This is a genomic window from Gordonia polyisoprenivorans, from assembly GCF_017654315.1.
Taxonomy (GTDB): domain Bacteria; phylum Actinomycetota; class Actinomycetes; order Mycobacteriales; family Mycobacteriaceae; genus Gordonia; species Gordonia polyisoprenivorans_A.
In genome coordinates this window covers 427513-441045 of the sequence record NZ_CP072203.1, presented here as the reverse complement: position 1 = coordinate 441045, position 13533 = coordinate 427513, and the positions used below count along the sequence as shown (strand labels likewise).

Sequence of the window (13533 nt, the reverse complement as noted above, 5' to 3'; positions counted from 1 at the left end):
GCGTCAGGCCAGATGGCGTGCCGCGTGCGGCACCGCATCGCGCGGGGTTTTGCCCTGGAATCCGTCACCGATCGCGCGCAGCTTCCACTCCCCGTTCTCACGGCAGATGACCGCCATCGTCACCCCGGTGAACGCCATCCCGCCGGCAAGCGTGAACCGGGCCAGCTCGGCGCCCGTGGTCTCGTCGACGAGGCGGCAGTAGGCGTTGTCGACCTCCTGGAAGGTCTGCCCCTGATATGAGGTGACGGTGAAGACGAGATTGTCGATGGCCGGGTGAATCGCGGTCAGATCGACGTTGATGACCTCGTCGTCGCCCTCGCCCTGACCGGTCAGATTGTCGCCGGAGTGCACGATCGAGTTGTCGTCGCTGCGCAGGCTGCCGTAGTAGACGACGTCGGCGACCTGCCCGCGGCTGAACATGAGCACTGAGGCGTCGAGGTCGATGTCGCGTTGACGTCCGCCGAAGAACCCACCGCGCTTGATCGGGTCCCATCCGAGGCCCATCCGGATGCGGGTGAGTGCGACGCCACCGTCCTTGCGCAGCGACACCTTCTGTCCCTTGGACAGATCCACGCGCCGGTTCTTGGTCAGGCTGACCTCGCCGGGCACGCTGGGTGGTGCCGGTGCCGGTGCCGGGGGTGCCGGAGGCGGCGGGGCGAATCCCTGCGGCGCGCGAGCCTGCGGAGTGAATCCCGGTGGTGGCGGGGCATATCCGGATGTCGGCGCGGGTGGCGGTGGCGGGGGTGGGGTCACCGGGACGGTCGGCGTCGGGGCCGCCGGTGTCGGGGTCACAGTGGCGGCCGGCGCATCGTCGACCGAGACGCCGTGATCACGCACGAGGTCGGCGAATCCGCCCGCGTAACCCTGACCGACCGCGCGGACCTTCCAGCCGCCGCCGCGCCGGTACAACTCGAGCGCCACGACCACCGATTCGGAGGAGAGCCCGTCGATCGTGTACGTGAACAGCTCGACGCCGCGGGCGTCGGTCACGTGGGCGACCGGAGCCCCGAGTCGGCCGAAGCTCGACGACGCGTCGTCGAGGGTGATCACCGCGCGTACGGCGTGGATGTCGGTGGGCACCGCGTCGGTCCGGACCCGCAGCACGGGTCGGTTCGTCGGATTCTGCAGGTCCACGCCCGGTCCGGTGGGCTGGTTGTAGAACACGAAGTCGGCGTCGGTGCGAACCGTCATCGCGTCGGTCACCAGCAGCGCCGACAGATCGGCGGGAGCTCCCACATCGACGGAGACGAGGACCTCGCTTCCCGGCAGTGGTGCGTTCTGGCCCTTGGTCAGTACGGTCATGTCCCCATCCTGGCATCCGCGCCGACACGGGCGAGGAACCATTCGACGATCTGCTCCCCGCCCAGCGCCCCGGGATCGGCGGTGATCGTCAGATCGGGGCGCGTCCAACCGATCTGGTCGAGTTCGCCGTGGCACGGTCGGACGGCCGCGTCGGCGTAGGTGAGCAGGTCGATGTCGAGCCGACCGTCGCCGGCGGCGTAGACCTCGTTCGCGGTGGCCAGCGTGCCGTCGTCGACGAGCCGCTCGCGGACGTGGGCCAGGGCCGCAGACTTGGTGACCTCTCGCGGCAGCGCATAGATCTTGCGGCCCTGCTGCGAGACCGTCCACCCTCGGGTCGCGCACCACGCGCGCCAGTCGTCGAGGAAGCCCGCGGGCTGGGCGTCGAGGTCGACGACGATGTAGCAGAACAAATCGTCGGCGGTGCGCAGCGAGCGCACCCAGCCGTCGTCGATGCGGGCCGCCAGCCCGGCCGTCACCTCGGCCAGCGGTGCCGACGTGGCGGCAACACGTCGCTCGATCCGGGCCCGCCACGCCGCGTCGTCGGCGCCGTCGCACAGCACACGACCGCCGCTGGAGACGACCGCATGGCGAAACGGACTGCCGGGCAATGTGATCCGCGCGAACTGCGCCGGGGTTCGGGTCGTCACCGGGACCACGGGCACCAGCTCGGTGAGCCGCGACAGCAGACCGTGCGCCCGGCGGGTCATGTAGGAGAGCGGCGCGTCCTGATAGATCTCCACGCACACCGGATCGACGTCGGCAAACTGGCTCTCGCCCATCGCCGTTCGGGAGTAGATCAGGGTGCGATCCAGGTCGGTGGCGACCAGACCGGTGGCGAACTGTCCCGGGGTGGCAGGGTCGCTCACGCATCCTCCTTGACGAGCCCGACGCAGGAGTAGGCCAGATCGGAGCGCACCTCGACGGGAACGCCGCGTTCGGCGGCGAGCATCCGGATGTGGTGGTGTTCGGGCAGATCCGGCTCGCGGACGAGAACCATCCAGGGCACGCGCCGCAGGAGCACGCGGGTGGTCTCGCCGACACCGGGTTTGACGAAGTTCACCGACGACACCCCGTACTCGTCGCGTAGGCGCTCCATCGACGCCCAGCCGGACCACCGCGGCTCTCGATCACTGTCGAGGATGCGCTCGATGCTCCTCCGGACGTCGGGCTCCACTTCGGCGAAACGCTCGGACACGGTGTCCAGGAACAGGTTCGACACGTCGAACTCCCGGAGGTGTTGGTAGAACTTGGCGCCGTGGAACTCCCCGGGGCCGATGTGGTCGGCGTTGAGCACCGTGCGCGACACCAATCCCGACACCGTCGAGTTCAGGCACGCCGAGGCGATGAGGAAATCGTCGCGGGTGCCGTAGGTGCGGGTACACGACCCGGGATCGGCGAGGACCGCGAGCTCGTCGGCCAGCCGCGCGCCGCCGGCACGGGCGTAGGCGTCGAGGGCGTCGGTGAGTTCGCGTTGGATTGCGCCCTTACCGGTCCACCCGTCGACGAAGACCACCGACTCGGGTCGGTGCCGTGCGGTGATGTGGTCGAGGGCGACGGTGTCGATGCCGCGGTCCCGCACGATGGACATCGTGTAGTGCGGTGCGTCGACGCCGTGTGCGAAACGTATCCACCGCCGCATCAGGATGCCGACGGGCGTGCCGGCGCGCGCCAGTGACACCAGCGTGGGCTGCCGGTCACGTTCGGCGACAACGAGTTCGCTGACCACTGCGGTGGCGTGTGCGAGTCGGGCAGCGGAATCCCGCAGAGCCGTATGGAACAGCTCCTGGTACTGCGCGCCCGGCTGGTACTCGATCGGCAGGGACTCGGCGTAGTGTGCGGCACCGGACTGGATGCGACGCTCACGCTCGGCCAGCTCTCCTTCGAGCGCCACGTGTGAGAGGTCCTTCAGCAGCCAGGTGACCTCGTCGGGGCCGTATGACCCGAATGCCGGTCCGCGTAACGGCGGTGGTGCCGGTGTGGTCATCGGGGCCCCTTGCCGGTCGGGAGGATCGCCAGGCACACGTCGTGGCCCGCGGCGGTCACCACGTCGAGCAGCCCGCCCGGCGCGCGCAGCAGGTCGGTGTCGGCGGGGGTGTCGATGACCATCACCACTGGTGCACCCGGCACCAGGTTGTAGACGAAACGAGGTGTCCCGGGGTCGGATTCGGGCGCGGTGAAGGTGAATCCGCGACGCAATGGATAACCGTCGACGTCGCGGACGTGCGCCGGCGAGCGGGTGGTCGTCTGATATCGCGTCGGGATGCCACGCCGGTCGAGTTCCTCGGCCAGACACAGTGGCAGGTACATGAGCTCCTCGTGACCGACGACCACCACCTCGAGCGCCGGGTCGAGGTGGTCGGCCACTGCCGCGGCGGCGTCGGCGACCGCATGAGCGAAAGCCTCGGAGTCGCTGTGCGCAAACCCATGTCGGCCACCGTCGGGTACGCCCGACGGCCACCGCAGAGCGATCTCGGTGACGTGGCCGCGTCGGTCATCGACCGGGTTGAGCGGGTCGGCGACGCTGTCCCACACGGCGTCGACGAGCCCCTCGGGTAGCTCGATGCTGCCGTCGGCGAGTGCGACGTGATCGATCCGGACACCGAGTTCGGCTGCGACACGCGCGGATTCGGTGCGATGGGCATCGGTGCGCATGTCCACCAGGGAGGCCACCACATACCGGTCGCGGGGGGTGATCCGCTGTAGCGCGGTGATCGCGCGCAAGGCGGTCGAGCCGGTGGAGATCTCGTCGTCGACGAGTATTACCGGTGCCGCCGGGTCGAGCGCCAACAACTCAGGTGAATGTGGTTGCAGGAGATGGGTGGTGGCGTGCGAGTGGCCCTCCTCGAAGGTCCCCGACACCCGAACACCGGCGATGTGTCGCCGCGTGGAGTGCAGATACAGGCGCGCCGAACAGCGGTGAGCCACACAATGTCCGAGGCCGGTCGCGGTCTCGGCGAACCCGAGCACCGTGGCCCGCGCCGCGAGGTCGGCACCGACAAGCTCGATCACGGCGTCGCCGAGGGCGTCGGCGGCACCACGCACCCGGGCAGGCCGGGTGGGGATGTGCTTGCCCAGCACCGTCGACACCAACAGGTGCGCCCGACGACGATTGCGCCGCAGCCCGAGGATCACCAGATCATCGGTACCGGTCATCGACACCCCGAACTGCTCGGTCACCCAGTCCGCGGGCCGCTCGGCGGTGCTGACGTGGCTCGATGAACTCACGCGGCATCCATCGCGGTGAGCAGGTCGACGAAGTTGATGCCGGGGGCGGTGACGCCGAATGCGGCGGCCCGGTCCATCACCCGCTCGGCCCACTTGCGGTGCGGTTTCATCTCATTCATCTTGTTGCGGTACGCCGATGCGGCCACCCCGCCGGTCGTGCCGGCCAGGATGTCGACGGCGTCGTGGTACTCCTCGTGGGTGACCACGCTCAACGCGTGCACCGGTGCCACGTGTGCGGGGTGGATGACGGTCTTGCCGTGCATGCCGTTGGCGCGGTCGAGAGCGATCTCGCGGAGGAGACCGTCGATGTCGCGGCTGACGAGCTGCTGGCGGAACCACACCGCGTCGTGATCGCGGAACGGGGTGGTGCGCAGTTGTGGGGCGAAAAGTCGCTCGTGATCGGCGAAGTACTCCCACACCGGCCCGGTGATGACGTGACCGGTCCCGTCCGCGCGGCCGAGGATGTTGACCACGCAGGCGATCGCGTCGGCCGCCACCCGTACGTCGTAGATCGTCAGATCGCGGTCGCGCCGGATGCCGAACAACCCGCACATGTCGGTGGCGCCGATCCTCACCGCCAGCACCTGATCGCGGTGATCATCGAGAGCTGTTGCGATGGTGGCCAATTCGTCATCACGCGACTCCCGGTGCACCAGCGCCGCCGATTCGAGCACCGGCATCGCCCACAGGTGACCGCCCAGACGTCGCGCGGACCGATTGATCTCCCGCAACGCCGTATCTGCTTCGTCGCCAATGAATTTAGGGATGACGAACCCGGAGAGCGCCCCGGCGGATTCGAGCTTGGAGGTGATGGAGGAGATCTGGGAGACCTCCCGGACCCGCACGAACAACAACATCTGCCCGGCCGCGGACCCGTCGAGTTGGCGCAGGGCGGCGACGGTCGCGTCGATGGCCTCGTCGGAATGCTCGTCGGCGACGGCGTCCTCGAGGTCGATGACCATGGAGATGACGCCCTCACGATGACGTCGTGCGATGACCTCGGCCAGGTCGGGGCGGGTGGCCGGAACGTAGAGCGTCGCACCCAGGGCGACGGCGGTGCGTTGTGTGGACCACTGGGCCGTGATCGGCTCGGGCCGACGCAGGAACAGCCGGTCGAGGACGTCGGGAGCGAGCTGGTGAAAATGCCTCGGTCCGGTGACTTCGGCCGTCGAGTCGGTGAATTGATTCGTCGAGTCGACACCCCGCGGCGCGGTCGTGGTCATCGTGCGGCCACCTGTCCTCTCATGCGGTCAACGATCTCGACGATGCGCTGGTCCACGGCACGCAGCTGTGTCAGATACGACCAGTAATCGGGGTGAACTCGGTCGAGCACCCCCCGCGCCCTCGAGATCCGGTCGGCCTGAGCATCGAGCACCGAGCCCCATTCGTCAACCAGAGCGTTGTTGACCGCGAAGTGTTGTGCGTCTCGTAACCGGAACCGCACCCGCTGCTCGGTGGCCGCCGGATCGGCGCGCACCTCACGCAGCAGTCGTAGCCGGTCACCGACGGCGTCGACGGCCTGCTCGGCGGCGTCGAGATCGTCGCGGGCGGCCTCCGCATCGTCAATGGCCTGGTCGGGCATAGTGCGCAAAGCGGTCCGCGCCGCTTCGAGGTGGGCGTCGGCGGCCCGCAGGTGCTCGCGGATGACGGCGTCGGAGTTCTGCAGATCCTGCGAGCAGTCCCCACTGAACTCGCGTCGCAGGGCCGAGAGTTGGTCGGGGATCTGAGCCTGGCGGGTCTCGATCGCGCTGCGGCGGGTGTCGACCGACCGGATGACGCGCAGGGCGCGGTCGGCGAAGCCGGGAGCGTCCGACAACGCCGACCCGACGCGTTCGGCGGCGGCGAGCACTGCTGTCGCCGCCGACTTCCGGGAGCGGATGCCCTCGGCGTTGCCGAACGAGATCGTCGCGTCGCGCAACGCGTCGGCGGCGCGGGAGACGGTACGCAGCCCGAGGAGTCCGGGTGGGGCCTCATCGAGTGCGGCCGCCGACGTCGTCGCCGCGACCCGTGCGCGTTGCTCGAGCACGCCGAGTTCGGTGATCGAATGCCGGGCACGGTCGAGTTCGGCGGCGTGGGTCTGCCCGAAGCGGCTCATCTCCTCGGTCATCGCTTCCAGCGCGTCGGTACAGCGTGTGAGCTCCTCGACGCCCGGGCGCGGTCCTTCGGGCGCGCCCGCCGCGGCCGAGAGTCGGAGATACTCGGCGGTCACCTCGGCGTAGCGTTCGCGGACCGAGATCCACTGGTCTCGGACGCGGGATCGGGGATCGAGATCGTGTGCGGTCTGCACCGCGGAGTCGATGTCGGAGAGTGCGGATTCGGAGGCGAGGAACGCCGACGTCATTCGAGTTGTGTACGCACTGAGATCGGCTTGTGCGCGTGAGCTGGCCCCGAACCATCTACTCGCAAACTTCCTGGGCACGCCACCGATGCTATCGACTAGGTTCTTCGGCAGGCGTGTCGTATCGGACGAACGGCACAATCGCGAAGGGGTGGCGTATGCAGCTCGTACAGCGTTCCAAACGGGTGGTGGAGGCCCGGCTCAACAACACTGCGGTCCGGGCACTGTCGGGGTCGATGGTCGCCTATGAGGGTCAGGTCAACTTCAAGTCCGCCGGCTTCGGCGGTGGCGACGGGCTCCTCGCCGGGATGAAGCAACGTGCGACCGGTGAGGGGCTGTCGTTGATGGAGGCCTCCGGCAGTGGCGTGGTGTACTTCGCCCACAACGCCGCCGAGACCACCATCATCGAGATGAACGGTGAGACCCTGCAGGTCGAATCCCAACAGTTGATGGTGCTGAACGGGAATCTGCAGACCAACGTCACCTTCGCCGGGGTGCGCGGCGCGACGGCCGGGCAGGGGCTGTTCACCACGACCGTCACCGGCCACGGTCAGATCGCGTTGCTCTCGCAGGGCGGCCCACTGATCCACCTCGAGGTGAGCCCGCAGTATCCGCTCGTCGTCGACCCCGACGCCTTCGTCTGTGCGCGCGGTGCGTTGAGTCAGTCTTTCGTCACCGACGTCAGTTGGCGCAGTGCCCTGGGACAGGGTGGCGGAGAGGCGTTCTCGCTGCGCTGGGACGGTACCGGCGTGGTCTCGATCCAACCGGCCGAGCGATAGGGGAGCACCGACATGTTCGAGAAGGTCAACAGCAAGGTCGTCTCGGTCGACATCAGCCGCAGCGGGCCCGTCGTCGCGCGGCGTGGGGCGATGCTCTTCTACACCGGCAACGTCTTCTTCCAACCGCACCAGGTCGCGGGTGCCCCCGGCGGGATGGGCGGCATGGGCGGAGTCGCCGGCATGGCCGGGCGGATGATGTCCGGTGAACACGAGTCGACGATGGTCGCCCAGGGACAAGGTGTGGTGCACTACGGCTTTCGTGGGATCGAAGTACAGATCATCGACGTCGGCGCGGTTGGCGGGATGATCCGCGTGGAGGCCTCACGCACACTCGCCTACACCTCGAATCTGCAGGCGTCCATCGTGTCGGTGACCTCGCAGGGAGGTGGCGGCGGTGGTGGCGGAGGACTGCTGCGTTCGATGCGGTCGGCGGCCGCCGGCGCGATGACCGGGCAGGGCATGTTCACCACACAGCTGTCCGGACCCGGCCAGGTCGTGATCCTCGGCCATGGAGGGGTTTTCGAGCTCCCCGTGTCACCGGACCGGCCGCCGGTGACCGTCGACCCCCAGGCCTACGTCGGTGCGGCCGGACAGGTCAACACCACCCTGCGGTCCACCGTCAGCTGGCGCAACGTCGGCCGAACCGGCGGTGAGGCAATGCAACTGGAGTGCGCCGGCCAAGGCGTCGTCTATGTACAGGCTTCGGAGGAGAAGTTGTGAGCCAGCTCAACACCATCTGGAATCCGGCAACCCTGCCGAGCGACGACAACATCCCCGACAACGACTACTCGTTCTGCATCGATCTCAACCAGCCGTGGTTCATGTCCAAGGGGGCGATGATCGCCTACTACGGGCAGATGAACTTCACGGCGCTGACCCACGGCCTTTCCGGACAGTTGCTGCACATGGTGGCACAACAGTTCTCGGCTCCGCTGCACCTGGGTGACTTCGTGGTGGCCGAGGGGCAGGGCAAGCTCGTCGTCGGCGACCGCGGCTACAACATCAACGCCTACGACCTCGACGACGGCAACCTCACCATCCGGGCCGCCAATCTCCTTGCCTTCCAGCCACAGTTGTCGCTGCAGCAGTCGATCGTGCCCGGCTTCCTGACGCTCATCGGCACCGGGAAGTTCCTCGCGTCGTCCAACGGGCCGGTGATGTTCGCTGAACCGCCGGTGCGCGTCGACCCCGAAGCACTCGTCGGGTGGGCCGACTGCCCGTCGCCGAGCCACCACTTCGACGAGGCGTGGGTGAACTCCTTCATCGCCGCTGCGGGCCGGCGCTTCGGCATCAACTCCGGCGAGGAGCGTCAGTTCGACTTCACCGGCAGCGGAACGGTTCTCATCCAGTCGAGCGAGAAGGTTCGCAACGACACCTCCATCGTCCGGACCATCCAAGGCCACCTGCCCGGGCTGTCGGTGCCCGGACTGCAGCAGATCAATCAGGAGATCACCCAGCAGCTGGGGCAACAGCAGTAGGAGACAGGTAGAACGCCAACGCGGCACGAACTCGCGGACGCGCCCCGTGCAGAGGGGGGCGCCCACGAGTTCGTGCCGCGTTGGTGTATCTGGTGGTGCGAACTCAGATCTCGATGTGATCCTTGGCGTCCGCCGGCTCCTTGCGCCGCCGCAGGACGCTGGAGACGAAGGCCGCCACGATCAGCACGACACCGACGAGGCCGGTGACGACCTCGGGAACATGGGTGCCGATCGAGTAGAACAGGATCAACGCGAGAGCGCCGATGGCCCAGTGCGCTCCGTGCTCGAGGTAGACGTACTCGCTCAGCGTGCCCTGGCGGACCAGATAGACGGTCAGCGAGCGGACGAACATCGCGCCGATCAGGCCGAGGCCCAACGCGATGATGATCGGGTCCGCGGTGATCGCGAATGCGCCGATGACACCGTCGAAGGAGAACGACGCGTCGAGGACCTCGAGGTAGAGGAACAAGAAGAAGCCGGCCTTGCCGGTGGCCTTGGCCAGATCACTCGGTCCGGAACGGCGGCGTACCTCGGCGTCCGCAACCGCCGCGGCGTCGTCGACCCCGGGCGTGCGCTGCGCTTGTGCGCGTTCGTCATCGGACTCGTCGGGATCGTCGTCATCGGTGTTGAACAGCTCACCGAGACCGTTCACGGCGAGGTAGGTGATCATGCCGAGGAGGCCGGCGAACAGGACCGTCGACCGCTCCTCGTCGGGTGCGATGAACTCGGCGGTGATGATGAGCAGGACCGCCGCGACGACCACCTCGAGCTGGTCGAGCTTGCCGATCTTCTCCAGCGGCCGTTCGATCCAGCTGAGCCAGGTGATCTCTTTCTCCTCGAAGATGAAGCCCAGGAACAACATCAGCAGGAACATGCCACCGAACGCCGCGATCTGCGGGTGGGCGTCGGTGATGTAGGTCTCGTAGCTCGGCGAGCCGTCGGGGAAGTACGCGGCCCCATCGGCCGGCGGGTTCAGCGCCAGTCGCATCGCCTCGACCGGGTTCAGGCCCGAGGCCAACCACACGATGACGAGCGGGAACACCAGGCGCATACCGAACACGGCGATGATGACGCCGATGGTGAGGAAGATCTTCTGCCAGAACTCGCTCATCCGCCGCAGCACGGTGGCGTTGATGACGGCGTTGTCGAAGGACAGCGAGACCTCGAGGATGCCGAGGATGAGGGTCAGGAACAGGGCCGTCGTGCCGCCGTAGAAGAAGGCGGCGATCAGCGAGAGGACCGTGACGACGATGGAGAGACCGAATATTCGGAGTACCACGGGGATGTGGCCTTTCTACATGTGGACGAGCGGCAGGAGTCGAAACGACATGTGTACCGGCGGTGTGTGTACGACGAATGCCGCACCCGTCGCCATGAGCGGGTGCGGCATTCGCGCGATGTGTCGGTTTCTCAGACGTTGACGCCGTAGTCGCGGGCGATGCCCGCGAGGCCGGAGGCGTAACCCTGGCCGACGGCACGGAACTTCCACTCCGCACCGTTGCGGTAGAGCTCGCCGAACACCATGGCGGTTTCGGTGGAGGCGTCCTCGGACAGGTCGTAACGGGCGATCTCGGCGCCGCCGGCACGGTTCACAACGCGGATGTAGGCGTTGCGGACCTGGCCGAACGACTGGCTGCGGGCGTCGGCGTCGTAGATCGAGACGGGGAAGACGATGCTGTCGACCTCCGGCGGGACACCCGCGAGATCGACGTTGATGACCTCGTCGTCGCCTTCGCCCTCACCGGTCAGGTTGTCGCCGGTGTGCTCGATCGATCCGTCCGGCGAGCGCAGGTTGTTGAAGAAGATGAAGTGCTGATCGGAGAGCACCTTCTTGTTGGCGCCGAGCGCGATCGCGCTGGCGTCGAGGTCGAAATCGGTACCGGTGGTGCTGCGAGCATCCCAGCCGAGACCCACGGCGACCGCGGTCAGACCCGGGGCCTCCTTGGTCAGCGAGACATTTCCGCCCTTGCTCAGGCTCACGCCCATGTCCGTATGCCTTTCTTTCGTTGAACGGCCAACCGCAACTCTACGTGCGATGCCACACACCTTATGCGAAGAGTTTGGGATCGGACAGGAATGCGTCAGCCGACCGAACGAACTGTGGATGACGAGGAAACCGCATGAGGAGAGGCGGTGGCCGGACGGTCACCGCTGCTCAGCCCAACAGCTTCTTCTGCACCTTCCCCATTGCGTTGCGCGGCAACGACTCCACCCGACGGATCTCGCGCGGACGCTTGTGCGCCGAGAGTTCGGCGCTGACGAACGCGATGAGGTCCTCGTCGCTGCCGGAACCGTCGGCGGCATGCTCATCGGCCTGCTCGCCGACGACGTAGGCAACGATGCGCTGACCGAGATCGTCGTCGGGGACGCCGATGACGGCCACCTCGGCGATCGACGGATGGGCGAGCAGGACGGTCTCGATCTCGCCTGCGCCGATCCGGTACCCGCCGGACTTGATCAGATCGGTGGCGCGGCGTCCGACGATGCGATGCATGCCGTCCCCGTCGATGACGGCGACGTCGCCGGTGGCGAACCAGCCGTCGTCGAGCCAGCTCTGTGCGGTCGCCTCGGGCCGGTTGAGATATCCCGATGCCAGCATGGGGCCGCGGACGTGCAGGTCGCCGACGGATTCGCCGTCGTGCGGCAGCACGGCATCGCCCTCGACCAGCCGCGTCTGCACGCCGTCGAGCGGAAGCCCGACCCAGCCGGGCCGGCGTTCGCCGTCGGCGCGGGTGCTCACGGTGATCATCGTCTCGGTCATGCCGTAGCGTTCGACGATCTCGTGGCCGGTGGCCGCGCGAATCCGATCGAAGACCGGCACCGGTAAGGGAGCGCTTCCCGACACCAGCAGCCGCGCCCCCGACAGCCGGCGGGCCGACTCGGGCTCGGCGCCGATCCTCGACCACACCGTCGGCACCCCGAAGAACATCGACGCACCCGCGTCGGCGGCGCGGGCGTAGTGGTCGGGAGTCGGTTTGACGGTGTGGATCAATCGGCCGCCCCGACGCAGCGGTCCCAGCACACCCAGGATCAGGCCATGCACGTGGAACAGCGGAAGGCCATGGGCGAGAGTGTCTTCCGACGTCCACGCCCAGGCGTCGGCGAGGGCGTCGAGGCCCGCGGCGATCGCGCGACGGGTGATCGGGACGCCCTTGGGCAGGCCGGTGGTGCCCGAGGTGTAGAGAATCAGTGCCGTCGAGTCGGCGGGCGGTTCGGGATGGGAATGCCACGACTTGGCATAGCGCCGAACCGGGATGGCGGGCAGCGACGTGTCGGCGGGGGCTTCACCCAACCAGGCCTGGGCGCCGGAATCCTGCAGGATGTGGTCGAGTTCTCGGCGCCCGGAATCCGGCGGTACCGGCACGATCGCGACCCCGGCGATCAGTCCGCCGACGACGGCGAGCACCGTCGAGGCCGTCGGGCGGGCGAGGACGGCGAGCGTGTGCGCCCCGCGAATACGTTCGGCCACCGCGGTCGCGGCACCGACGAGGTCTTCGCGCGACAAGCGATCGTCACCGACGACGACGGCATCGGACAGGTCGGGCTCGTGGGGGATCAGCGACGGCAGCAGCACAGTCCCATGCTGCCACCCGCCCCTGTGCTGCGAGCCGACTCACCCTGCCGCGTGCAGGATTTCCCGGGGACGCACCCATCCGTCACTCATCAGCCGCAGCAACAGCTGTGCCTTGTTGCCGATGGGCTTGCCGGCGTCGGCGTACCGCTGGGTCACGCGGCGATAGTGCTCACGCACTGTGCTCTCCGCGATGTGATGGAGTTTGGCAGTTTCGGGCATCGTTGCGCCCAGCGCGTAGGTGGTGAGGATCTGCCGTTCGCGATCGGTCAGTCGGACGCGGACCGACTGGTGGGGAAGGCGATCGGCGACGCTGGTCAGGAATGCGGCGAGCTCGGCCGGGGCGCGCCCGGTGTTCGCGAGATCGATGCCGCGCGGATCGTCGGCGCGCACGCCGATCCCGACGATGACCGCCTTACGCAGACGCAGATGCTGCCGGACCTCCATCAATCGCCGCGTCGAGCGGACGACGATGACCGTCCAGGACTCGTCGGCGGTCCGTCCGGAGCGCGAGTGGTCGGCGTCGGGGCGCAGAATGCCGGCCCGATGACCCCAGGCCTCCACGAGGGTGCACAGGGCGGTGTCGAGGATGTCGTCCTCGGCGGCGACCGCGACGGACAGGGGCGCGGCCTCCGTGACGATGGCGTCGGAGTCGGGAACGACGGTCGGGACGGGGCGATCTGAGGGGTCGTGCGGCATGGAGTCAACGATGTTCGGTTTGCGAGGGCAGGTCACCATTTCGTGCGACACAAATGATCGGGATTCAGGTGTAAAAGGCCCCCAAACCGCGATCGTCATGCGTGATTACGCATGAACGTCGTTAGCGAGGCACAATAGAGG

Annotated in this window: 13 protein-coding genes; 3 read left to right on the top strand and 10 right to left on the bottom strand. The window is 67.8% G+C overall.

Translation table 11 applies throughout. The features are described from left to right. Nucleotides 1–3: 3 nt before the first annotated feature. The 6 genes from J6U32_RS02115 to J6U32_RS02090 are packed head-to-tail and all read right to left on the bottom strand — an operon-like array spanning nucleotide 4 to nucleotide 6868. Complete coding sequence (locus J6U32_RS02115; protein WP_208793346.1) at nucleotides 4–1302, bottom strand: TerD family protein; 1299 nt, start codon at nucleotides 1300–1302, stop codon at nucleotides 4–6. After that, the gene (locus J6U32_RS02110) at nucleotides 1299–2168 is read right to left on the bottom strand and encodes an HAD family hydrolase (RefSeq protein ID WP_208793345.1); all 870 of its coding nucleotides are present in this window, start codon (nucleotides 2166–2168) and stop codon (nucleotides 1299–1301) included. Before J6U32_RS02110 ends, J6U32_RS02115 begins: the two co-directional genes overlap by 4 nt. Continuing rightward, the gene (locus J6U32_RS02105) at nucleotides 2165–3286 is read right to left on the bottom strand and encodes a cysteine protease StiP family protein (protein WP_208793344.1); all 1122 of its coding nucleotides are present in this window, start codon (nucleotides 3284–3286) and stop codon (nucleotides 2165–2167) included. Before J6U32_RS02105 ends, J6U32_RS02110 begins: the two co-directional genes overlap by 4 nt. Beyond that, complete coding sequence (locus J6U32_RS02100; protein WP_208793343.1) at nucleotides 3283–4527, bottom strand: phosphoribosyltransferase family protein; 1245 nt, start codon at nucleotides 4525–4527, stop codon at nucleotides 3283–3285. The genes J6U32_RS02105 and J6U32_RS02100 overlap by 4 nt, the downstream gene beginning before the upstream one ends. Next, on the bottom strand, nucleotides 4524–5750 hold the full coding sequence (locus J6U32_RS02095) for an HpcH/HpaI aldolase/citrate lyase family protein (protein WP_208793342.1): 1227 nt from the start codon (nucleotides 5748–5750) through the stop codon (nucleotides 4524–4526). The genes J6U32_RS02100 and J6U32_RS02095 overlap by 4 nt, the downstream gene beginning before the upstream one ends. Next, nucleotides 5747–6868, bottom strand: a complete 1122-nt coding sequence (locus tag J6U32_RS02090; RefSeq protein ID WP_208793341.1) for a hypothetical protein — start codon at nucleotides 6866–6868, stop codon at nucleotides 5747–5749. Before J6U32_RS02090 ends, J6U32_RS02095 begins: the two co-directional genes overlap by 4 nt. A gap of 155 nt (nucleotides 6869–7023) precedes the next feature. Here J6U32_RS02090 and J6U32_RS02085 point away from each other — a divergent pair, with 155 nt between their 5' ends. Genes J6U32_RS02085 through J6U32_RS02075 form a run of 3 tightly spaced genes read left to right on the top strand, consistent with a single transcriptional unit; the run spans nucleotide 7024 to nucleotide 9122 of the window. After that, nucleotides 7024–7644: an AIM24 family protein gene (locus J6U32_RS02085; RefSeq protein ID WP_006373186.1), complete on the top strand. Its 621-nt coding sequence runs from the start codon at nucleotides 7024–7026 to the stop codon at nucleotides 7642–7644. Between the two features lie 12 nt (nucleotides 7645–7656). Next, nucleotides 7657–8364 carry an AIM24 family protein gene (locus J6U32_RS02080; RefSeq protein ID WP_208793340.1) on the top strand — a complete coding sequence of 236 codons (708 nt, stop codon included), beginning with the start codon at nucleotides 7657–7659 and terminating at the stop codon, nucleotides 8362–8364. Then, nucleotides 8361–9122, top strand: a complete 762-nt coding sequence (locus tag J6U32_RS02075; RefSeq protein ID WP_208793339.1) for an AIM24 family protein — start codon at nucleotides 8361–8363, stop codon at nucleotides 9120–9122. The genes J6U32_RS02080 and J6U32_RS02075 overlap by 4 nt, the downstream gene beginning before the upstream one ends. A 103-nt stretch (nucleotides 9123–9225) precedes the next feature. Here the strand turns inward: J6U32_RS02075 and J6U32_RS02070 are convergent, their stop codons facing one another. The 4 genes from J6U32_RS02070 to J6U32_RS02055 all read right to left on the bottom strand — a co-directional run bounded on the left by J6U32_RS02070 (nucleotide 9226) and on the right by J6U32_RS02055 (nucleotide 13392). Next, complete coding sequence (locus tag J6U32_RS02070) at nucleotides 9226–10401, bottom strand: DUF475 domain-containing protein (RefSeq protein ID WP_208793338.1); 1176 nt, start codon at nucleotides 10399–10401, stop codon at nucleotides 9226–9228. 131 nt (nucleotides 10402–10532) lie between these two features. Next, the gene (locus tag J6U32_RS02065; RefSeq protein WP_208793337.1) at nucleotides 10533–11108 is read right to left on the bottom strand and encodes a TerD family protein; all 576 of its coding nucleotides are present in this window, start codon (nucleotides 11106–11108) and stop codon (nucleotides 10533–10535) included. Nucleotides 11109–11277: 169 nt separating this feature from the next. Continuing rightward, on the bottom strand, nucleotides 11278–12696 hold the full coding sequence (locus J6U32_RS02060; RefSeq protein ID WP_208793336.1) for an acyl-CoA synthetase: 1419 nt from the start codon (nucleotides 12694–12696) through the stop codon (nucleotides 11278–11280). A 39-nt stretch (nucleotides 12697–12735) separates the two neighbouring features. Further along, the gene (locus tag J6U32_RS02055) at nucleotides 12736–13392 is read right to left on the bottom strand and encodes a helix-turn-helix transcriptional regulator (RefSeq protein ID WP_244332499.1); all 657 of its coding nucleotides are present in this window, start codon (nucleotides 13390–13392) and stop codon (nucleotides 12736–12738) included. Between the last annotated feature and the right edge of the window lie 141 nt (nucleotides 13393–13533).

Bases quoted from the DNA above. Each gene is read 5' to 3' on its own strand.
- J6U32_RS02115 (WP_208793346.1), bottom strand. From the start codon at position 1,302: ATGACCGTACTGACCAAGGGCCAGAACGCACCACTGCCGGGAAGCGAG.
- J6U32_RS02105 (WP_208793344.1), bottom strand. From the start codon at position 3,286: ATGACCACACCGGCACCACCGCCGTTACGCGGACCGGCATTCGGGTCA.
- J6U32_RS02095 (WP_208793342.1), bottom strand. From the start codon at position 5,750: ATGACCACGACCGCGCCGCGGGGTGTCGACTCGACGAATCAATTCACC.
- J6U32_RS02090 (WP_208793341.1), bottom strand. From the start codon at position 6,868: ATGACGTCGGCGTTCCTCGCCTCCGAATCCGCACTCTCCGACATCGAC.
- J6U32_RS02085 (WP_006373186.1), top strand. From the start codon at position 7,024: ATGCAGCTCGTACAGCGTTCCAAACGGGTGGTGGAGGCCCGGCTCAAC.
- J6U32_RS02080 (WP_208793340.1), top strand. From the start codon at position 7,657: ATGTTCGAGAAGGTCAACAGCAAGGTCGTCTCGGTCGACATCAGCCGC.
- J6U32_RS02065 (WP_208793337.1), bottom strand. From the start codon at position 11,108: ATGGGCGTGAGCCTGAGCAAGGGCGGAAATGTCTCGCTGACCAAGGAG.
- J6U32_RS02055 (WP_244332499.1), bottom strand. From the start codon at position 13,392: ATGCCGCACGACCCCTCAGATCGCCCCGTCCCGACCGTCGTTCCCGAC.